Source organism: uncultured Brachybacterium sp., from assembly GCF_947500705.1.
GTDB lineage: Bacteria > Actinomycetota > Actinomycetes > Actinomycetales > Dermabacteraceae > Brachybacterium.
The window spans coordinates 232,601-252,374 of the sequence record NZ_CANMSY010000004.1 but is presented as its reverse complement, the minus strand read 5'-3'; the positions used below and the strand labels follow the sequence as shown (position 1 = coordinate 252,374).

The 19,774-nt window shown below is 71.9% G+C and carries 16 protein-coding genes; 7 read left to right on the top strand and 9 right to left on the bottom strand.

The features are described from left to right. Window positions 1–34 precede the first annotated feature (34 nt). A complete protein-coding gene (locus Q0937_RS09850; RefSeq protein ID WP_299303087.1) occupies window positions 35–1,771 on the top strand; it encodes a dihydroxyacetone kinase family protein in 1,737 nt (578 codons plus the stop codon). Window positions 1,772–1,913: 142 nt separating this feature from the next. Continuing rightward, entirely contained in the window at window positions 1,914–2,384 is a 471-nt protein-coding gene (locus Q0937_RS09845; RefSeq protein ID WP_299303085.1) for a ribose-5-phosphate isomerase, read from the top strand. Window positions 2,385–2,504: 120 nt separating this feature from the next. Here the strand turns inward: Q0937_RS09845 and Q0937_RS09840 are convergent, their stop codons facing one another. Further along, a complete protein-coding gene (locus Q0937_RS09840) occupies window positions 2,505–3,980 on the bottom strand; it encodes an MFS transporter (RefSeq protein WP_299303083.1) in 1,476 nt (491 codons plus the stop codon). A gap of 197 nt (window positions 3,981–4,177) precedes the next feature. Continuing rightward, window positions 4,178–4,669, bottom strand: a complete 492-nt coding sequence (locus tag Q0937_RS09835; protein WP_299303081.1) for an NUDIX hydrolase — start codon at window positions 4,667–4,669, stop codon at window positions 4,178–4,180. 225 nt (window positions 4,670–4,894) lie between these two features. On the opposite strand from Q0937_RS09835, the gene Q0937_RS09830 reads away from it, so the two are divergent. The 3 genes from Q0937_RS09830 (at window position 4,895) to Q0937_RS09820 (ending at window position 7,523) form a co-directional block, all read left to right on the top strand. Then, window positions 4,895–5,836 carry a WXG100 family type VII secretion target gene (locus Q0937_RS09830; protein WP_299303079.1) on the top strand — a complete coding sequence of 314 codons (942 nt, stop codon included), beginning with the start codon at window positions 4,895–4,897 and terminating at the stop codon, window positions 5,834–5,836. 121 nt (window positions 5,837–5,957) lie between these two features. Further along, the gene (locus Q0937_RS09825; RefSeq protein WP_299303077.1) at window positions 5,958–6,830 is read left to right on the top strand and encodes a hypothetical protein; all 873 of its coding nucleotides are present in this window, start codon (window positions 5,958–5,960) and stop codon (window positions 6,828–6,830) included. Between the two features lie 3 nt (window positions 6,831–6,833). Next, complete coding sequence (locus tag Q0937_RS09820; RefSeq protein ID WP_299303075.1) at window positions 6,834–7,523, top strand: hypothetical protein; 690 nt, start codon at window positions 6,834–6,836, stop codon at window positions 7,521–7,523. A gap of 154 nt (window positions 7,524–7,677) precedes the next feature. On the opposite strand, the gene Q0937_RS09815 is transcribed toward Q0937_RS09820, so the two are convergent. After that, on the bottom strand, window positions 7,678–9,387 hold the full coding sequence (locus Q0937_RS09815) for a carboxyltransferase domain-containing protein (RefSeq protein ID WP_299303073.1): 1,710 nt from the start codon (window positions 9,385–9,387) through the stop codon (window positions 7,678–7,680). Continuing rightward, a complete protein-coding gene (locus Q0937_RS09810; RefSeq protein WP_299303071.1) occupies window positions 9,384–10,154 on the bottom strand; it encodes a LamB/YcsF family protein in 771 nt (256 codons plus the stop codon). Before Q0937_RS09810 ends, Q0937_RS09815 begins: the two co-directional genes overlap by 4 nt. 199 nt (window positions 10,155–10,353) lie before the next feature. Here Q0937_RS09810 and Q0937_RS09805 point away from each other — a divergent pair, with 199 nt between their 5' ends. After that, window positions 10,354–11,307 (top strand): hypothetical protein, encoded by a 954-nt coding sequence (locus tag Q0937_RS09805; RefSeq protein WP_299303069.1) that lies wholly within the window; start codon window positions 10,354–10,356, stop codon window positions 11,305–11,307. A gap of 79 nt (window positions 11,308–11,386) precedes the next feature. Here the strand turns inward: Q0937_RS09805 and Q0937_RS09800 are convergent, their stop codons facing one another. The 5 genes from Q0937_RS09800 to Q0937_RS09780 form a co-directional block, all read right to left on the bottom strand. After that, complete coding sequence (locus Q0937_RS09800) at window positions 11,387–12,511, bottom strand: NAD-dependent protein deacetylase (protein ID WP_299303067.1); 1,125 nt, start codon at window positions 12,509–12,511, stop codon at window positions 11,387–11,389. Beyond that, window positions 12,508–13,140, bottom strand: a complete 633-nt coding sequence (locus tag Q0937_RS09795; protein WP_299303066.1) for a DedA family protein — start codon at window positions 13,138–13,140, stop codon at window positions 12,508–12,510. Before Q0937_RS09795 ends, Q0937_RS09800 begins: the two co-directional genes overlap by 4 nt. A 103-nt stretch (window positions 13,141–13,243) precedes the next feature. Next, window positions 13,244–15,334, bottom strand: a complete 2,091-nt coding sequence (locus tag Q0937_RS09790) for a hypothetical protein (RefSeq protein ID WP_299303064.1) — start codon at window positions 15,332–15,334, stop codon at window positions 13,244–13,246. Further along, the gene (locus Q0937_RS09785) at window positions 15,331–16,629 is read right to left on the bottom strand and encodes an ABC transporter substrate-binding protein (RefSeq protein ID WP_299303062.1); all 1,299 of its coding nucleotides are present in this window, start codon (window positions 16,627–16,629) and stop codon (window positions 15,331–15,333) included. Before Q0937_RS09785 ends, Q0937_RS09790 begins: the two co-directional genes overlap by 4 nt. Window positions 16,630–16,687: 58 nt before the next feature. After that, entirely contained in the window at window positions 16,688–18,010 is a 1,323-nt protein-coding gene (locus Q0937_RS09780; RefSeq protein WP_299303060.1) for an ABC transporter substrate-binding protein, read from the bottom strand. A 426-nt stretch (window positions 18,011–18,436) separates the two neighbouring features. On the opposite strand from Q0937_RS09780, the gene Q0937_RS09775 reads away from it, so the two are divergent. Next, window positions 18,437–19,750, top strand: a complete 1,314-nt coding sequence (locus Q0937_RS09775) for an ABC transporter substrate-binding protein (protein ID WP_299303058.1) — start codon at window positions 18,437–18,439, stop codon at window positions 19,748–19,750. Window positions 19,751–19,774: the final 24 nt, after the last annotated feature.

Genomic DNA, 19,774 nt, shown 5'->3' with positions numbered 1-19,774 from the left:
CGCCCAGTAGCCGACCGCCAGAGAAGAGAACACCGTGACCTACCTGTTCGACGATCCCAAGACCTTCCCCGCCGACGCCGTCGAAGGCCTGGTGGCGGCACACCCTGAGGAGCTGCTGCGCGTGCACGGAGGGGTGGTGCGCAAGCAGGCCACCCCTGCCGGCCAGCCTGCCCTTGTCGTCGGGGGCGGCTCCGGCCACTACCCGGCCTTCGCCGGCTGGGTGGGTCCCGGCTTCGCCCACGGTGCGCCCTGCGGGAACATCTTCTCCTCGCCGTCCGCCGACCAGGTCTACGCGGTGGCCAGGAACGCAGAGAACGGCGGCGGCGTGATCCTCGGCTTCGGCCACTACGCCGGGGACGTCCTCCACTTCGGGGTCGCCGCCGAGAAGCTCCGCGCCGAGGGCATCGACGTGCGCATCATCGCCGTCAGCGACGACGTGGCCTCGGGCGAGAAGGGCAACCACCGGGACCGCCGCGGCATCGCCGGCGATCTGCCCGTGTTCAAGATCGCCGGCGCCGCGATCCAGGCCGGCGCCGACCTCGCCGACGCCGAGCGACTGGCCTGGAAGGCCAACGACGCCACCCGCACCCTCGGCGTCGCCTTCGACGGCTGCACCCTGCCCGGTGCGGAGGACGCCCTGTTCCACGTCCCCGAGGGGACGATGGCCATCGGCCTGGGCATCCACGGTGAGCCCGGCATCGACGAGCGGCCGCTGCCCTCGGCGAAGGAGCTCGCGAAGATCCTGGTCGACGGCGTCCTCGCCGAGACCCCGGAGCTCGCCTCGGACCGGGTCGCAGTGGTCCTCAACGGCCTCGGCACCGTGAAGTACGAAGAGATGTTCGTGGTGTGGAAGCATGCCTCGCAGCTGCTCACCGAGGCGGGCCTGACGATCGTGCGGCCCGAGGTCGGCGAGCATGTGACCAGCCTGGACATGGCGGGCCTGTCGCTGACGGTGGTGCGCCTGGACGAGGAGCTCGAGCAGCTCTGGCTGGCCCCCGTCGAGTCGCCGGCCTTCCGGCGCGGCGGCACCGTGGGCGGTGACCTCGGCGGGGAGCGCGGCGAGATCTACGGACCCGGCGAGGATCCGATCCCCGCCGCGTCCGAGGAGTCCCGAGCTTCCGCGCAGCGCATCGCCGGCATCCTCGGCGACGTCGAGGCGCTGCTGACGGAGCTCGAGCCGGAGCTCGGCCGGCTCGACGCGATCGCGGGCGACGGCGACCACGGCCAGGGCATGGTGCTCGGCATCCGCGCCGCCCAGAACGCTGCCCGCCGCACCGTCGAGGGTGGCTGCGGGGCGCGCACCGTGCTGGTCCAGGCCGGTGCCGCCTGGTCCGCCGAAGCCGGCGGCACCTCCGGCGCCCTCTGGGGCGCGGCGCTCACCAGCCTCGGCAGCGCTTTCAGCGATGACGCCGCGGTGAGCGGTGACCAGCTGCTCACCGGACTGGTGCAGGCGGTCGAGGCCGTCGAGCGTCTGGGCGGCGCGACCCCCGGCGACAAGACCATGGTCGACGCCGCGGTGCCCTTCCGCGAGGCGCTCGCCCTCGCCCAGGCCGCCCGCGACGAGGCCGCCTCCGAGCCGGCCGACTCCGCGGCGCGAGCGATCACGACGGCGGCCGCCCGTGCGGTCGAGGCCGCCGAGTCCACCGCCGACATCTCCGCGAGCAAGGGCCGCGCCCGGAACCACGGCGACAAATCCGTGGGCACCCCCGACCCCGGCGCGATCTCCTTCTCGCGGATCGTCACGCTGCTGGGCGAGAAGCTCTCCGCCTGAGGCACCGGCCACCGCCGGCCCCGCCCACGGAACACGCTCCCGAGGTGGCGCGTTGTTCCAGGGGCGGGGCCCGGCACCCATCGCACGAGACTGCGGATCTCGAGGCCCCCGCCCCGAGACCACGACACGAAGGAGCACAGACATGGGCTGGAAGATCATCACCGGATCGGACAACGCCGGCTACGGCCACAAGAGCGCGCTGAAGGAGCTGCTGGAGAACGACCCCCGCGTCGACGCAGTCATCGACGTCGGCGTGACCGGTCGCGAGGACGGCACGTTCTACCCGAACGTCGCGGTCGAGGCGGCGGAGAAGATCGCCGCCGGCGAGGCCGACCGGGCGCTGCTGATCTGCGGCACCGGCCTCGGCGTCGCGATCGCCGCCAACAAGGTCCCCGGCATCCGCGCCGTGACCGCGCACGATCTCTACTCGGTGCAGCGCTCCGTGCTCTCCAACAACGCGCAGGTGCTCTGCATGGGTGAGCGCGTGATCGGCCTGGAGCTGGCGCAGGAGCTGGTCAAGGTGTGGCTGGACCTCGAGTTCGACCCCAGCTCGTCCTCCGCCGCGAAGGTCGACGCGATCTGCGCCTACGACGGCTCGCTCGACCAGGCCTGACGGTCGGGGCTCCCCGGTCGGGCGTTCTCCCTCGACCGTTGCGCAGTGGGCGTTCTGAACGTTCAGAGCGCCCACTGCGCAACGGTGGACCCGGGAATGGTCGAGTCCGGAGCGGAGCGGCTACTCCGCGAGGGCCTTCCCGCGCTGCTCGGGGAGCGTGAACGCAGCCGCCGCGGCGAGGGCGAAGGCGATCGAGAAGGCGACGAAGACGAGCACCTGCCCGCCGGTCACCAGCAGCACGGGCACGAGGAACGGGGCCAGCATCGAGGCGATGCGTCCGAAGGCCGCGGCGGCGCCGGTGCCGGTGCCCCGCACCCGGGTGGGATACAGCTCCGGCCCGATCGCGTACAGCGCGCCCCACGCCCCGAGGTTGAAGAAGCTCAGCGCACAGCCTGCGGCGATGATGGTCCACTCGGTGTCCGCGAGTCCGTATCCGATCGCGGCGAGAGCAGAGCCGGAGAGGAAGATCGTCAGGGTCCAGCGCCGGCCGAGCACCTCGATCAGCCAGGCCGCCACCGCATAGCCGGGGATCTGGGCGAGCGTGATGATGAGGGTGAAGGTGAACGACTGCGTCAGGGTGAAACCGCGGTCCACCAGCAGTGTCGGGATCCAGATGAAGGCCCCGTAGTAGGCCAGGTTGATGCAGAACCACACCGCCCACAGACCGGCGGTGCGGGCACGCAGCGGCTTCGACCAGATGCCTGCCTTCGGGTCGACCGTATCTGCCACCGGGATGGCGCCCACCTCGTCGGCAGCGACCCGGGCCTCGACAGCAGCGTCGGCGGCACCGTGCGAAGCGCCCACCCCGTCGGCCCTGGCCACCGCGTCGGCCCCGCTGGTGTCGGCCCCGCTGGCGTCGTCCACGGGGGCATCGATCCCGGCGGCGCTCTCGAAGCTGCGCACCACCTGCTCGGCCTCCTGGTGGCGGCCCTTCTGCTCCAGGAAGCGTACGGACTCGGGCATGCCCAGCCGTACCACCAGCGAGTAGGCCGCGGGCACGAGCCCGATCGCGAGCGCCCAGCGCCAGCCCGTCGGCCCCGAGGCGGCCACGAAGGTGCCGATCACGGCGGCGAGGATCCAGCCCAGCGCCCAGAACGCCTCGAGCCAGACGATCACGCGGCCACGGATCCGGGCCGGCGCGAACTCGCTCATCAGGGTCGAGGCGACGGGCAGCTCGGCGCCGAGGCCGAGGCCCACGATGAAGCGCAGCACGATCAGGGCGCCCACGCCCATCGCGAGCGCCGAGGCGCCGGTGGCGAGGCCGTAGACCAGCAGGGTCAGGGCGAACACGGAGCGGCGGCCGATCCGGTCGGCCAGCAGCCCGCCCACGCTCGCCCCGATCGCCATCCCGGCGAACCCGGCGGAGGCGATCAGGGAGCCATCGGCCTTGCTCAGCTCCCAGTGCACGCTGAGTGCGGCGATCACGAAGGAGATCAGGCCGACGTCCATCGCGTCCAGGGCCCAGCCGATCCCGGAGGCGCCCAGCAGACGGCCGTGCTTGCGGGTGAAGGGGAGGCGGTCCAGGCGCTGTGACCTGGTCAGACGGCGGTCGGCCGAGGGGGCCGACAGCGGCGAGGAGGTGGTCGAGTTGCTCATTCTCAGCTCCGACGACGGGGGATGGGGTGGCCACAGCATGCACCAGATGTCGCCCATGTCATGAGGTCTGGATCACACTCGGGGTCGACGGGCAGGAGGGATCCGTACGACACTCCTGGTCACTGTGAGAAAAAGCCCGAGGTCTCAGATGTGTTGCGTTTCGTCCGTGCCCACAGTTCGGACGGGCGGCGCGAGCGTCAGGTGAGGCGGTGGGACACCAGATCGACCTCGAGCTCGCCCCGCAGCACCGCCAGGGCCCGACGGGCACGGGCCGCCCCCCAGGGCCCGAGCCGATCGATCTCGGACTCGTCGATCAGGGCCCAGTCGTCGAGCTCGGAGGCCTGGGGCACCACCGTCGCCTCGAGCTGGGCGCGGGGGATCACGCCGGCGTCGAAGAGGAAATGCACCCCCATCGGAGAGCTGCGTACGGCGCTCGAGGGCAGCCAGTCGGCCGTGAGCATCCGCCCCACCTCGACCTCGATGCCGAGCTCCTCATGCACCTCGCGCCGGGCGCACTGCCGGGCGTCCTCGCCGGCGTCGACCCCACCGCCGGGCAGCAGCCAGTGGTCGCGATAGTTCGGCTTCTCCACCACCAGATGCCCGTGCTCGTCGCGCAGGATCACCGCCCCGGAGCTGATCACCTTGGGCAGTGAGGCGAAGTATGCGGGATCAGGGAGCAGGCGAGGCATGGGGCCATCGTGTCATCACGGTGGGACCGGTCGGACCGGTAGTCCAGGTGGTTCCGGTGCGCGCGTCGGCACCGGCGGGCGCGGCGGTGCCGGACTGCAGGAGGGAGACCGGACTCCGGGACGCATGGGTACTCCTCCCCATGGCGATGCATCGCGGCTCGCTCTACGCTCGGGGCATCGAGAGGGATGGTCCTGCAGGGGCCGTGCAGATATTGGGGGAAAGTCATGGCAGGGTTCTACGGCGCCGACACCGATGCGCTGCGCGATATCGCGGGTGTGTTCGAGCAGCGAAGCCGACGTCTCGGCGAACTTCGCGAGACCCTGCACTCGGCCGTGATGCGCGAGGAGATCTGGACCGGCACGGATGCCGAGTCCTTCCGCGACCGCTGGATCGGGGTCAGCTCGCAGTTCTCGGACGCCTCGGAGGGCATCGAGCGCCGGCACGTGGACCTCGAGGACCATGCCGAGCAGCAGGATGAGGTCTCCGACCCCCGGGACGGCGGCTTCCTCGACTCGATCGGCGACTTCTTCAAGAACATCACCGGTGACGTCAAGGACCTGATCAGCGGCGCCCGGAAGGTCATGAAGGGGATCGACGCCTTCAAGTTCTTCAACGATCTGCAGAAGCTCGGCAAGGCAGGCTACGAGGGTCTCAAGGAGATGCTGAACGGCAAGTTCATCGACGAGCTGGTGGACAAGACCCGCGGGCCCGCTCAGAAGATCATGGACTTCGTCAACGGCAAGGGCTGGAACCGGATCGCCGACGTCGCTGAGGGGATCCTGGACTCCGGGGTCGTCAAGGGCGCGGGCAAGGTGCTCGGCAAGCTGCTCCCGGGTCTCGACATCGGGGTGGGCATCCATCAGATCGTCACCGCGGAGGACGGCTGGGACGTGGCCGCCGGCGGGCTGAGCGTCCTCAGCGGTGGGCTCCTCCTCGCCGCCCCGCTCGCGGGACCGTTCGCCCCGATCGTCGCCGGTGCCGGCCTGGTCGCAGGCGGCATCTCGCTCGGGATCGATGCCGGCAAGGCGATCGTCGAGAACTGGGACACCATCACCGAGAAGGCGGGCGAGGCGTGGGACGCGACCAAGGACGTCGTGGGTGACGTGGCCGAAGGGGTGGAGAACTTCGTCGACGATCCCATCGGCTCGCTGAAGTCGATCTTCTGACGCACGCTCCGGCACCCAGCCCGCTCCGGCACCCAGCCCGCTCCGGCGATCCAGCCCGTTCTGGCATCCTGGAGGGGCTGCGTCCCTCACTCATCGAGCTCCATCGCCGTAAGGACACGACATGACCGACTCCCTGCCTGGGAACGACGCCCCCGAAGAGTTCCCCTACGGGGTGGGCCGCTCGGAATCGGCCGACGGACCGATCGAGTACACCCGCTACGACGCCGCCAGCGCGCTGGCTGTGCTGAAGCGGTCGCACGATGCGGAGGCTCCCACCGAGATCGCCATCCTCAGCGATGAGCAGCTGCTCGGGGTCGAAGGGCACCTGCGCAGCCAGCCCACGGCGCTGCCCTGGGCGGAGGACCGCACGGACTCGCGTGCGGTCATCGCCGCCGTCGGACTGCGCAGCCTGATGGCCTCCGGCATGGTGACGATGGGGCAGGACCAGGACAGCGGTGAGCGCCGCTGGCTGGTGGACCCGGGGATCAACGGCTGCATCGTCCTGCGCCGCACCGCTGACCTGATCGGTTCCGCCGAGCGGCAGGTGCGCTCCGCGATCGGCCCGCAGACCCACCGGATCTACTTCTACGTCCACCCCGAGGGTGTCCTCGAGGAAGAGGTCACGCCCTCCGGCATGCACATCTTCCGAGCGGCGCAGCCGGAGATGCTGCCTGAACGGATGCTGCGGCTGATCGATCAGGACGAGGTGGCCTCCACCTCCTCCGAGCCGGAGACGGTCACCGACGAGGACCTGCAGGAAGGCGGCGCCTACGCCGCGCGCCTCGCCGACGCCCGCGCGATCACCATCGTCTCCTCGCTGGACACGCGGTCCGAGGCCGTCAAGCAGCTGACCGTGTACGCGACCACCGAGGAGGTGCTGGTGCAGCAGATCGACGACATCGACAGCGACGCCCCGGAGGTGTCGCTCAAGGCGGTCGACCGCGAGGAGCTCCTCGGGCTCGCGGCCTGGTTCCTCGCCCCCGAAGAGGGCTGAGCCGTGGGCAAGGCGTCGCGCCTCGCCCGGCGCCAGGGCTTCGGTCGCCTCGTGCGCACCTACCGGCAGGCCTTCCCGCTCTGGTTCCACCTGCTCTTCGTCGCGATGATCGTGATCATCGTCGGCGCGACGGCGGTGAACCAGAACCTCGGTATCGGCACCAAGGTGTGGGGCGCCTCGATCCCGCTGGTGCTGCTGGTGGTGGTGTGGTGGCTGCTCTGCGACGTCCGTCTGGTGCTGTGCGAGGCGGGACTGATCGTCGGCCGCTTCTTCCCCGGGATGAGCCCGTACGTGATCCCCTACCGGGCCCTCGAGCCGAGGGGCATGACCTGCGTGAGCAATGTCGGACGGCTGTCCGCGGTGACCGGCCGGTCCTACGGCTCGACCCTGTTCTACCTCCCGCAGTCCCGGCGCGGCCTGGTCTTCGACGGGCCGCTGCCCGCGCAGGCTCGGTCCCGCAGCAGTGTGGTGGCCCACGGTTTCGACACCTCGGCGGATACGGTGCGAGGCGGCAAGCTCTGGGCCTTCGCCTACCGCGGCCGGCCTGAGGAGCTGATCGCCACGCTGCAGCAGGGGCTGGTCGCACAGCAGGTCCCGCACGCCGAGCAGCTGGCACAGGTGGCGCTTCCCGAGCGCGGGGTCGGGGCGAACCGCGACGAGGCACGGTCCAGGATCAACGGCTTCGCCCGCTGACGGGCAGTGCGGCGAAGACTCAGCGGCGTCGACCCAGCGGCGTCGACCCAGCGGCGTCGACCCAGCGGCGTCGACCCTGCGGCGTGGACCCTGCGGCGTCGACCCTGCTGTGGTGATTCTGCTGCGCGGACGCTGCGGGGCTGATCCGCGAGCGTCACCGGGCCGCGAGGAGCCGCACCCTCGCCCCCGGCGCCGCCTGAGCCAACCGGTCCAGACCTGCGCGCGTGACCACCGCGATCACCGGATACCCACCGGTGGTGGGATGGTCCGGGCCGAACACCACGGGCAGCCCCGCGGGAGGGACCTGAATCGCACCGGGCACCATCGGTTCGCTGGGCAGAGAATCGATGCCCGACAGGACGGGCAGGGCCGGCCCGGCCAGCCGGACCCCGACCCGGTCCGACTCCGGCCGGACGGTCCAGGTGGTGGAGAGCAGCTGGGAGAGGGCCGACGGGCCGAGGAGCCCGTCGCGAGGTCCGGGCTGCACGACGATGTCGAATTCCTGCTGCGACACATCGAGGTCCCTGGGTGGCTCCTCGCGCGGGACGACGGCCTGGACCGCGTCGAGCCCCTGCTCGTCGCCGACCTGCACCCGGTCCCCTGCCGTCAGCGGCGTCGGGCCCAGGTCGGAGAGGGTGTCACGGGACATCGATCCGAGCACTTCTCCACCCTCGGCACGGATCCCACCGCGCACGGCCAGGACGATCCGCAGCCCCTCAGCCGCAGGCCCCACGGTGAGCAGGTCCCCGGGATCCAGCGCGATCGGCCGCTCGCCCTCGGCGGAGGTCGATGCTCTCGGCGTGCGCCCCGGGTCGTCGGCACGATGCACCTCCCAGGGTGCCGACGCCCCGGAGATCGCGACGACGGTGTGCGCCTCCGCCCGCAGCGTCAGGGGCCCGATCAGCGTCTCGAGCACCGCAGCTCGCGACGGATTGCCGACCGCAAGGTTCGCGCGGATCCGCGCCCCCTGGTCGAAAGCGCCTGAGCTGCTCACCCCGATCGCTGCGAGGCCGGGTCGTCCTGCGTCCTGGATCAGGGTCAGCGGGCCGGAGGAGAGCACCTCGAGAGCGGGGCGGAACGCGGAGCGGGGCGAAGCTGCGGTGGCTCGTGACCTGACGGAGCGGACGAGCGCGGTGGCCGCGGCCCGCCCCGTCGCCCGCTGCGGGACGAACCGGACCCGGGTGCCGGGGACCAGCAGCGCCGGAGGGTGCCGGTGCTCATCGAACAGCCTGGCATCGCTGCGCCCGATCAGCTGCCAGCCACCGGGGGAGGACCGCGGATAGACGCCGCAGTAGCGCGAGGCGAGACCCACCGACCCGGCCGGCACGGCGGTGCGCGGCTCGGCACGGCGGGGAACGTCCCAGCGGGGAACGTCCCAGTGGGGAGCCTGCCGGGGAGAGCCGAGTGCGGAGTGGCTCTCGAGGTCGGGGACCAGGTAGGCGAAGCCGGGTGCGAAGCCGCCGAAAGCTGCCGTCCAACGGGTCGCGGAGTGCAAGTCGGTCAGCGCCTGAGCGCTCATTCCGAGCAGTGCGGCGACGTGGTCGAGATCCTCGCCGTCGTAGAGGATCCCGAGCTGGACCTCCGCAACGGTCCCCTCCCGCGCCTCGGGCACGGAGAGCTCGCCGAGGAGGGAGGTGAGGGCGGGGAGATCCCGGGCGGCGGTCCCCACCAGCAGCAGGGTGCGCTCGGCCGGGACCAGGTCCACCAGGTGGGGCGGGGCGAGCAGCTCGACCGCGGCCGCCGCAGCGAGCACGGCGGCGGTATCCGGGTACTCGGCCAGCAGCGCGGTCTCTCCGGTCCGGTGCGTTGTCAGCGGCGGATCCAGTCGTTCTGCGCCCGGGGCCGACGAGGCGTCCGTCGTCATAGCGCCGCCTCGAGCCGCACGCCCGCCGTCTCCAGACGGGAGCGCACAGCCCGTGCGAGTGCGACCGCCCCGGGGGTGTCCCCATGCAGGCAGAGCGTGCGGACCGGCAGCTCCACCCAGCTCCCCTCCGCGGTGCGCACCCCGCGCTCGATCGCGATCGAGCGTGCCTGCGCGGCCACCGCCGCCGGGTCGGTGAGCACCGCGCCGGGGCGGCTGCGCGGGGTGAGGGTGCCGTCGGCCAGATACGCACGATCAGCGAAACCCTCGAGCACCACCTCGATCCCGGCCTCCAGTGCCAGCTCCACCACCACGGCCCCCGGAGCGGCGACCAGCGGAAGCTCGCCGCCGAGCTCGACCAGCGCCCGCACCACCGCCGCCGCCTGGCTCTCATGAGACGCGATCGCGGTGTACAGAGCACCGTGCGGCTTGATCCCCTGCACCGCGGTCCCCTCCGCGTGAGCCATCGCCTGCAGTGCGCCCACCTGCACGATCAGCTGATCGGTGAGGTCAGCTGGGGTGATGTCGAGGAACCGTCGGCCGAAGCCCTGCAGATCCGGATAGGCGACGTGCGCGGTGAGCACAACGCCCCGCTCGCGGCATGCCCGCACGGCCGCGCGCATCGTGCGGGGATCCCCGGCATGCCCTCCGCACGCGATGTTGGCCGTGGTCACGACGTCGAGCATCGCCTCGTCCTCACCCATCGACCAGTCCCCGAAGCCCTCTCCGAGATCGGCGTTGAGGTCGAGCAGGGGCGGCTGAGCGGTCATCGGCGATCGTCTCCTTCGCGCGGGATGGCGGTGCCCGTCCATTGTCCTCCCCTTCGCACTGTCGCTTCGCGGCCTGGCAGGCGACAGCTGGGAGGGGAAGGGCGGGGAGGGGCGGGACAGAAGAGGTGGGGGAGGACGGCGGGGCCGGGTGCAGCAGGACAGCAGCGCAGCGGGAAGGGCAGGCCGATAGTGTCGAGGGATGAGTCAGTCCTCCGCAGCCCCGCACCGCTCTTCGCGCGCAGACGCAGCTGAGGGGCCACCCTCGCCGGCTGCGCCAGCTGTGCCGGCTGCGCCCGCCGGCGCGGACCCGTCGACGCCCGGGGCGGTCCCGGATCTCCCGGCCGGACTCGGCTCGAGCGACCCGCAGGCGCCGGTGGCGTACACCGCGGGAGACGTCACCGCCGCCGCTGAGGTGCTGGCCCGTGCCGCCGAGGGTGAGCCGGAGCTGCTGGTCGCCCTCACCGATGAGCAGCTCGCGGCGCTCGATGGTCACGCGAGACCTCAGTTCGCAGCGACCCCCTGGCTCGATGAGCACCCTGATCAGCGACGCTTCGCAGCCGGGGTAGGGCTGCGGGCGCTGATCGCCGCCGGACAGGTGAGCGCAGTCGCCGCACCGGGCGGCGGCCAGCAGTGGAGCGCCGATCGGGAGCTCGCCGGGTGCCTGGTGCTGCGCCGCACCGCCTCCGTGTTCACCACCGCGGAGCGCACGGTGCAGAGCCCGCAGGGCCCCGAGGTGCACCGCCTGCACTACTACGTGCACGAGGGCGGGGTGCTCGAGGAGGAGGTCACAGCGCTCGGCATCCACCGCTTCACGCCGCTGATCCCTTCGCAGGTCAACGCCCGGTTGCTGGCCTTCGCGGACCCCAGCGGAGTGGCGGCCGGTCACGGGGAGCTCACGCAGGTACGTGCCTCCCAGCTGGCCGCGAGCCCGCTCGCGCCGCGCCTCGCCGCCACCCGCGCGCTGACCGTGTTCACCCTCGTCACCACGGCCGACGGCGGAGTGCGACAGGCCAGCGTGTACACCACCGGGGACGAGGTGCTCGTGATGGAGGCGCTGGATCCGGGCACTGAGGATCCCGTGCTGGAATTCCGCAGCGTCGACTCCGCGGAGCTGCACGCACTGGCGACGATGCTGGTGGGCGCGCAGGGCTGAGCCCCGCAGTCCCGAGCCGCGCAGGGCTGAGCCCCGCAGCGCAGGCGGGTCCGGGCGGTGCAGTCCAGGTCCGGGCTGCTCAGGCCCGGGCCACCCAGCGCTCGAGGACCTCCTCGAGCCGTCCGTGCAGGCGCAGCGTCGCATCCGGATCGGCGCGGGTAGGGCCGTCGTTGAGGATCACCACGGGTTTGCCCTGGCGGCCGGCGGCCCTCACGAACCGCAGCCCGGACTGCACCGTGAGGCTCGAGCCGAGCACCAGCAGCGCTTGGGCGGCCTCGAGCGATGCGAAGGCGGCGGCCACCACCTCGCGGCGCGCGGACTCCCCGAAGAACACCACATCGGGCTTGAGGATCCCGCCGCACAGCGGGCACGGCGGGTAGCGGAACCTGCTGGTGCGATCCACCTCCGCGTCGCCGTCGGGAGCCTGGGCGGCGTCGGCCGCGAGCTGGTCCAGGCGTGCGGCGAGCTCGGGATTCATCGACAGCATCCGCAGATGCAGGGCGGTGCGGGAGGAGAGCGCATCGCACTGCTGGCAGCGCACCCGGTCCAGCCTCCCGTGCAGGTCGATCACCGGATCGGAGCCCGCGGCCGCATGCAGGCCGTCCACGTTCTGGGTGATCACCGCGGTGATCGGAAAGGCTGCGGGGTCCAGCGCCGAGAGCAGCCGGTGCGAGGCGCCCGGGCGGGCGGTGCGGAACTGCTCCCACCCCACCGTGGAGCGCGCCCAATAGCGCCGACGGGCCAGGTCGTGGCCCATGAACTCCTGGTAGGTCATCGGGGAGCGGGGCACCGCATCGCGGCCGCGGTAGTCCGGCAGGCCGGATCCGGTGGACATCCCCGCGCCGGTGAGCACCGCGACCGGCTTCCCCGCCAGCAGAGCGAGGGCGGAATCGACCTCCTCGGCGGGGCTGCGGCGACCGTACTGCGCGCCGTGCATCGGGCCCCAGGCCGGCAGCCTGGGCCCGCCGCGGGTGGGACCGGGGCCGTCCAGGGAGCGGCGGGTGGCGGTGGCGAACCAGCGGCCGACGTCCGCGGCGGGGCCGACGTCGGCGGGGCCGGCGCCCACCGCAGGGCCGGCGCCCACCGCGGGGCTGGCACCCGCCGCAGGGCCGGCACCCGCGACTGCGGCGGTCTCTGCCGCGGGCTCGGGGCTGCCGGCGCCGGGGGCGCCGTGCTCGAATCCGGAGGAGGGCTGGCTGGTCATTCCTCGAGCGTAGGTGGTGCGGGGCGCTCCCGTCCGGCCCGCACCCTCCGCACGACGACAACGATCACGGCGATCACCCCGAGCACCGCCACGATCCCGGAATAGAGGCGCACGAACCCCTCGAGCGCCTCGCCGCCGGCCTGTCCGAAGGTGTATCCCGTGACCACGAACAGTGCATTCCACACCCCGGAGCCCAGCCCCGTGGCCAGGGCGAAAAGCCACACCGGCATCCGCTCGATCCCGGCCGGGATCGAGATGACGGTGCGCACCATCGGCACGAAACGGGCGATCGCCACCGCCGGGAAGCCCCAGCGGTCGAAGAAGCGCATCGCCGCGTCGACGTCGCGCTCCTCGAGCAGCGGCAGGCGGCGCGCCACCGCTCTGGTGCGGCGCAGCCCCAGGATGCGGCCGACGGCGTAGACCCCGAGCCCTCCCACCACCGAACCGAGCGTGGTCCAGGCCAGCGGGACCAGCACGTGCTGGCCGTCGGCCGCTGCGGCGACCCCTGCGAAGGGCAGCAGGACCTCTCCGGGGATCGGCGGGAACAGCGCCTCGGCAGCGATCACCAGGGCGGTGCCGGGCCCTCCGAGCAGCTCCATCAGGGCGAGGGCCCATGCGGTGAAGTCCACGGCCGTCTCCTCGCTCGTGCGGTGCTGTTCTGCGCACCGTAGCGATCGTCGATGGCGAGCAGTTGAACAGCGTGCATCACGCGGTGGCTCGTGCCTGCCGGGCTCAGACCGTATCCAGCGGTCCCGGCAGCGGCAGGATCCCCTCCCAGCGGGCGTCCCAGGCCGCAGGCAGGCCCGGGGTGCGGGGCCCGCCATCCCAGCCGGCAGTCATCAGCGCCAGCGCGATGAGCGTGCCGCCGTTCGCAGGCAGGTAGGCGGGCAGGCCAGGCCGCTGCGGGAAGTGCCCGGCGCCGTCACAGCGGTTCTTCACGGTGTCCAGCAGCAGGGCATCCACCGCAGTCTCGGGGCGCTCCAGCCGCGCGGCGGTCATCGCGAGCGCCGGGTAGTCCCAGCCCCAGGTGGACTCCCAGTCCCAGTCGCGCAGCGCGTCCTCGAGCGCCTCCTCAGCGGCGGGCGCCGGGATCGTGCCGGTGGGCGGGACCATCCCGTAGGCGAGCAGGTGGGAGGGGTGATCGGAGCGCTCCATCGCGGGGCCCGCACGGAAGGTCCGCAGCGACCCCTCGGTGGTCAGCGGTGAGCGGATCCGTCGGGCGATCGCCGTGAGCTCCCCGGCGTCCCGGGCGCCGCGCCGGGTCCGCCAGGCGTCGGCGATCCGCAGCGCCCAGGCGACATAGGCCAGCTCGAAGGCAGGGTCCTGCAGCCGGTGCCGCTCCGCGACGTGCCGCTCCTGTGCCCCGACCAGCGGCGGTCCGAGTCCGAGATGCGCACCGTCGGGACGCAGCAGGTCCACCAGGCACAGGGCGCTGGCCTCGACCACCTCGATCAGCGCCGGATCGCTGGCTGCTGCGGGGTCCGCGCGGCGCAGCAGCTCGGCAAGGTGGATCGGGTGGGGTTGCTGCCAGAGCAGGAAGGGGCCGATGTCGCTCGGAGCCTCGCGCAGATCGGGTCCGATCTGCTTGGGCCAGCGAGCGCCCCGGCAGCCCTGCCGTCGGGCGGTCTCTCGCGCGAGGGGCAGGGTGGCGCTGTAGAAGGCGAGCCCGCGACGCAGGGACGCGGCATCGCCCCACAGCGCGAAGTGCGCGGCATGCCACCAGTGCATCTCGAGATGGAACTTCCCGCGCCAGGAGTTTGCGAGCAGCCCGGTCTCCGCAGGCGGCAGCACTCCGGCGGCGTGGACCCGCTGCAGATAGAGGGAGAGCACGGCACGGCGCTCGAGCTCGTGCGCGCGGGGGTCGTCGGCACGACTCAGATCGAGCACACCGGCGCCCTGCCAGTGCTCGGTCCAGAAGCGGGCCGAGCGCTCGCGCACGAGGTCCCCGGACAGGACCGTCCCGGCATCGGCTGCCGGGGAGGCTGCCCCGGCGAGGGCTGCTCCTCCCGAAGGCAGCGACAGGGCCGGCACCTCGCGGGGCACCAGCTCGAGGACCACCTCGAGAGAGCCGCTCGAGCGGGAGTGCAGGCGTGCGGTGTGCAGGGCCGTCGGCTCCGCCTGTGCACCGTGGACGTGCACGTCGTAGGCGAGATCGTCCATCCGGCGCCGGATCACCGCGCCGTCGCAGCGGGTGCTGTGCGCTGCGGGCCGGTCCCAGCGCGCTGCGCGGTCCCAGTCCGTGCTCCCGTAGGGGAAGTCCAGGGCGAGCTCGAGCCCCGGGGCGTCGAGGCGCAGCGCGAGCGCGGCGTGCTCGGGATCGGCGACGGTGACCACCTCGCACTCCTGCCCCCGGTACCGGAAGCGCGAACGGAGCGTCCCGCTCCACAGCTCGAGGTGCTGGACGGCGCCCGTGATCTCCTCGGCCGAGGGAGAGCGCCCGGTGCCGGGATCCACCAGCGCGAAGCGCAGCAGGGACGCCTTGTGCGGGTTCTCCCGGAACCAGGCCGCGCTGGGGCTCAGATCCTCCATGCCGCCGGGAAGGTCCATGTGAAGCGCCGGCCCGCGCGCGGAATCGTAGGGACGCAGCAGCGACTCCCAGGGCTCCGGAGGAGCGGTGCGCATCGTGTGCCAGCCCCATTCGGCGAGCACCCCGATCCGGGTCTCCTCGCTGCCGGGCCCGGCGAAGGTCTGCGTCCCGGTGCGGTCCACTCCCACCGCGAAGCTGCCGTTGCCCACCGAGAGCACGGCGTCCTGCGCAGAGGTCAGCCGCGGATCATGCCGGCTGACGAGGGCACGGCGATCGATCGGGACGGGGCCCGTCATCCGGCGACGGCCGCCACGGCCTCGGTGTGCCAGGCCTCGGCGGCCTCCTGCGCGGTGGCGCTGCCGAACAGGACGATGTTCTGGTGCCGCGGGGTGATCTCCGCGACGGCGGTCGAGCCGGCCGGTCCGATCCAGGTTTGCTTGAGCTCCATCTCGCCGAGCTCCGAGATGTACTCGACCTCGCGCCGGGCGGTCTCCGAGAGCTCGGGCAGGATCGCCTGCCGCACCGACTCGACGGCCGGCACGCCCCGGTCGGTGAGGATCAGCTTCCCCGCCTCCGGGTCGGTGACCAGGAAGTTCACGAACGCCGCGGCGGCCTCGGGGGCAGAGGTGCGGGCGGAGACCGTGTAGAACTGCGAGGACTGCAGCCAGGCCCCGGTCTCGACGGACTCCCCGGGGATCTTCACGATCTCGAGCTCGGTCCCGGCGGCCTCGGACAGCGCGGTCAGCGAGCTGGACCAGGTGAGCATGAACGCGGCCCGGCCCTGCCCCATGAGGGTCTGCTCGGGGCCGACGTCGGTGAGCTCCACCAGCTCCTCCGCCCCGGGGGAGGCGCCAGTGTCCACGAGCATCTTCGAGTACTCGAAGAAGGAGCTGACCGTGTCGACGTCCACCCCGATCTCCCCGTCCTCGGTGTAGAGGATCTGGCCGTGCTGACGCGCCCACAGGTCGATCGAGTCATGGGTGAACACCGATCCGGAGCCGTAGATGCCCTCCCCGCTCGCCTCGCTGACCGCGATCGCCGCAGCCGAGTAGTCGTCCCAGGTCCAGGTCTCCGGGTCGGGCATCTCCACCCCGGCCTCGGCCAGCACCGCCGGGTTCACGATCATGCCGGGGGCGTTGATCCCGGTGGTCACCGCGATCTGGGTGCCGTCGACCTGTCCGTTGGTGCGGGCGTTCTCGTCCATCACCGACAGGTCCAGGGTGTCCTCGACGGTGCCCAGGTCCAGCAGCACTGAGCGGGCGGCGTACTCGGCGGGATAGGCGCCGCCCATCACCATCACATCGGGCTCGTCACCCGCGGCGACCGCGGTGGCGAGCTTGTCGAAGTAGCCGGAGATGTCTCCGGGCTCCGCGCTCACCGTCAGCTCGGGATTCTTCTCGAGGAAGAGATCGATCACCTGCTGTGTGGTCGCGGCCCGTTCAGGGTTCCCCCACCAGGAGAAGCGCAGCGAGGACTCGTCGCCGTCCCCGCCGCCTCCGCCGGACGCATTGGGACCGCAGGCGGCGAGGGTGGTGCCGACGAGGGCGGCGAGGGGCAGGGCGGTCAGGGCGGTGCGGCGGGACGGGATCACGGGTCGCTCCAGGTGACAGAGGTGGCAGCGGTGGGGGCGGCGGAGGGGACATGCAGGGTCACTGCGCGGGCTGCATGCCCTCGAGGATCGTGAGGAGCTCCTCGGCGACGTCGGCCGGCGGCCGGTTGCCGAACAGGGACTCCTCCCCGAGGCGGGAGAGCTCGTCGCCGAAGCCGACGCCTGAGGCGGGGGTGACCAGCGGTGGACGCACCACCTCGGACTGCATCTGCCGCGCGAAGTCGAGGGAGATCATCTCGTTCTCGTCGAGCACGGTCTCGATCTCGTCCTGCAGCTCGGGGAAGGCGGTCACGCCCCGCTCGATCTTGAGGATCTTCGCCGCCTCGGGATCGCGCAGCAGGAAGTTCACCAGCGTCGCAGCGGACTGGGGATCGGCGGCGGTGGCCGCGATCGACCAGTACATCGAGGCCTTGTTGACCATCTGCGGGTCACCGCTGGTGCGGGCGGGCAGTCGCAGCAGCCGCAGCGGTGAGCCGGAGGCCGCCTGGAAGGTCTGCACCTGGGTATGGAACTGGAAGTGGAACGCCGAGCGGTTGTTCCCGAACCGGCCCTGCTCCACTCCGGCGGCGAAGTCCTCGATCTGCTCCGAGGGGCCTACCACCGCGCCGCTCTCCACCAGCGCGAGGGCGTACTCGAGGTAGGCGAGGATCGTGTCCTTGCTGATCAGCGTCTCGTCCTCGCGGGGGAACAGCTGCTCGCCGCTCTGCCGCGCCCACGCGCCGAGCTCTGCGGCACTGGTGCCGAAGAAGTCGAAGCCCACCACGTCCTCGCCAGCGCTCGAGGCCCAGTCGCTGACCGCGGTGCAGAGCTCGGCGAAGTCCTCCCAGGTCCAGGTGGTGTCGTCCGGCATCGCGAGACCGGCCTGCTCGAGGATCGTCGGGTTCACGCCGACAGAGAAGATTCCGACGCCCAGCGGCGCGCCCACGAGGGTGCCGTCGGCCAGGCGGCCGGTGTCCAGCACGGCATCGTCCATCGCGCTGAGGTCCAGCACATCGGAGACCGTCTCGAGGTCCAGCAGCGAGGAGCGGGCGCCGTAGGAATCGATGTACGCCTCGTCCATCTGGAGCACGTCAGGGGCATCGCCGCCGGCGAACTGGGTGGCGAGCTTGTCCCAGTAGCCGGTCCACTCGCTGTACTCGGGGGAGACGGCGATGTCGGCGTGCTCGGCGGTGAACAGATCGAGCGCCTCGCGGGTCATGCCGTTGCGCAGATCCCCGCCCCACCAGTAGACGCGCAGCGCCCCGCCACCTTCCTCGGACCCTCCGGGGGAGGCGTTGGGTCCGCAGCCGGCGAGGGCGGACAGGGCCGGCACGGAGCCGGCGGCGGCGAGCAGGGACAGGGTGCGGCGGCGCGAGATCATCATCGATCCTTCGGGGTGGTGGAGGCGGGGTCATCCCCGCGGTGAGCCCTTGCTGAGTCGTTTCAGACTTAGTTATAGTGGCACACTAACGCTGGCGCACAGCGAGTGCAAGGGTGGCGATCGTGCTGGTCCACGACAGGAAGCCGCCCTGGAGTGCAACGTTGGCATGTCGCGGAGCCGGACGGGACGAAGGGGCTTGACAAACCCTCTCGTCAAGCGCTTTCCTATGGGTGCCATCCGGGCATGATCCCGGTCGGTCCGCACGGACAGCACCTTGCACCCTGATGCGGCGCAGGACGGATGAGAGCCCGACCCGCAGCGCACTGGGCAGGACGATGGAGTTCCCGCCCAGGCACAACCCTCTCGGAGGACCACGATGGTCCGCCGGCCCGCCGTCCGCCGCAGCAGGCGACGATGACAGGAGAACCGATGTTCACCCGACGCACAGCCCTTGCCCTTGGTCTCGCCGTCCCCGGTCTGGCAGGCCTCGCCGCCTGCGGCCCCAACGCCTCCGGTGGAGGTGGTGGTGAAGGAGGAGGAGGTGGCGGGGATGGCAGCGCCTCCCTCCGCGTCGCCTGGTGGGGCAACCCCACCCGCGACCAGAACACCCAGGACGTCGCAGCCGCCTACGAGGAGGTCGCCCCGGACGTCACCCTCAGCCTCGAGCCCGGCGAATGGAGCGGCTACTGGGACAAGCTCGCCACCCAGACCGCCGGCGGCGACTTCCCCGACGTCGTCCAGATGGACGAGAAGTACCTCGCCGAGTACGGCCAGCGCGGCGCCCTGCTCGACCTCGCCGGTGCCGGCCTGGACACCGCGGACTTCGCGCCGGGCTCGGTCGAGGTGGGAGAGCTGCCCGAGGTGGGCCTCGCAGCGATCAACGCCGGCCTGAACGCCTTCGCCTTCCTGATCAACCCCGTCGTGTTCGAGGAGGCAGGCGTCGAGATCCCCGACGACTCCACCTGGACCTGGGACGACCTGGTCGACACCGCGGTGCAGATCTCGGAGAGCACCCCGGACGGCACCTGGGGCATGACCCAGATGGGCACCGTGCAGGGCCTGTTCCAGGTCTACGTGCGCCAGGCCGGCCAGGACCAGTACAAGGACGGCGGCGCCGGGTTCGACGCCGCCACCGGCACCGCCTGGTTCGAGTGGACCAAGAAGCTCCAGGACTCGGGTGCCTGCCCCGACGCGAGCCTCTCCGTCGAGGATGCCGCGAAGTCCATGGACCAGTCGTTCTTCGCGACCGGGAAGGTCGCCATGACGGTGGCCTGGTCCAACCAGGTCGTCGCCCATGACGGTCTCGTGCCCGAGGGCGTGCTCGTGCTGCGCCCGCCGTCGATGACGGGCTCCGCCGCCGACGCACACCTCTGGTACAAGGCGTCGATGTACTGGGCCGTCTCCGCGAACGCGGCGAACCCCGAGGCCGCCGTCGCCTTCGTCGACTACCTGGTCAACTCGCCCGATGCCGGGAAGATCCTCTCGGTCGAGCGCGGCGTACCCGGCAACCTGACCGTGCGCGAGGCGATCGTCCCCGACCTCGACGAGGCCAACACCAAGGCCGTCGACTTCCTCGAGGCGATCGAGAGCGAACTGGGCAGCGCCCCCGAGATCACCCCTCAGGGCGGCGGCCAGTTCGAGGACATCCTGACCCGCGCCGGCGAGGACATGCTCTTCGGCACCATCACCCCGGCAGAGGCCGGCCAGCGACTGCTCGACGAGCTCGACGCCGCACTGGCCTGATCACCTCCATCGCACCGCCGCGGC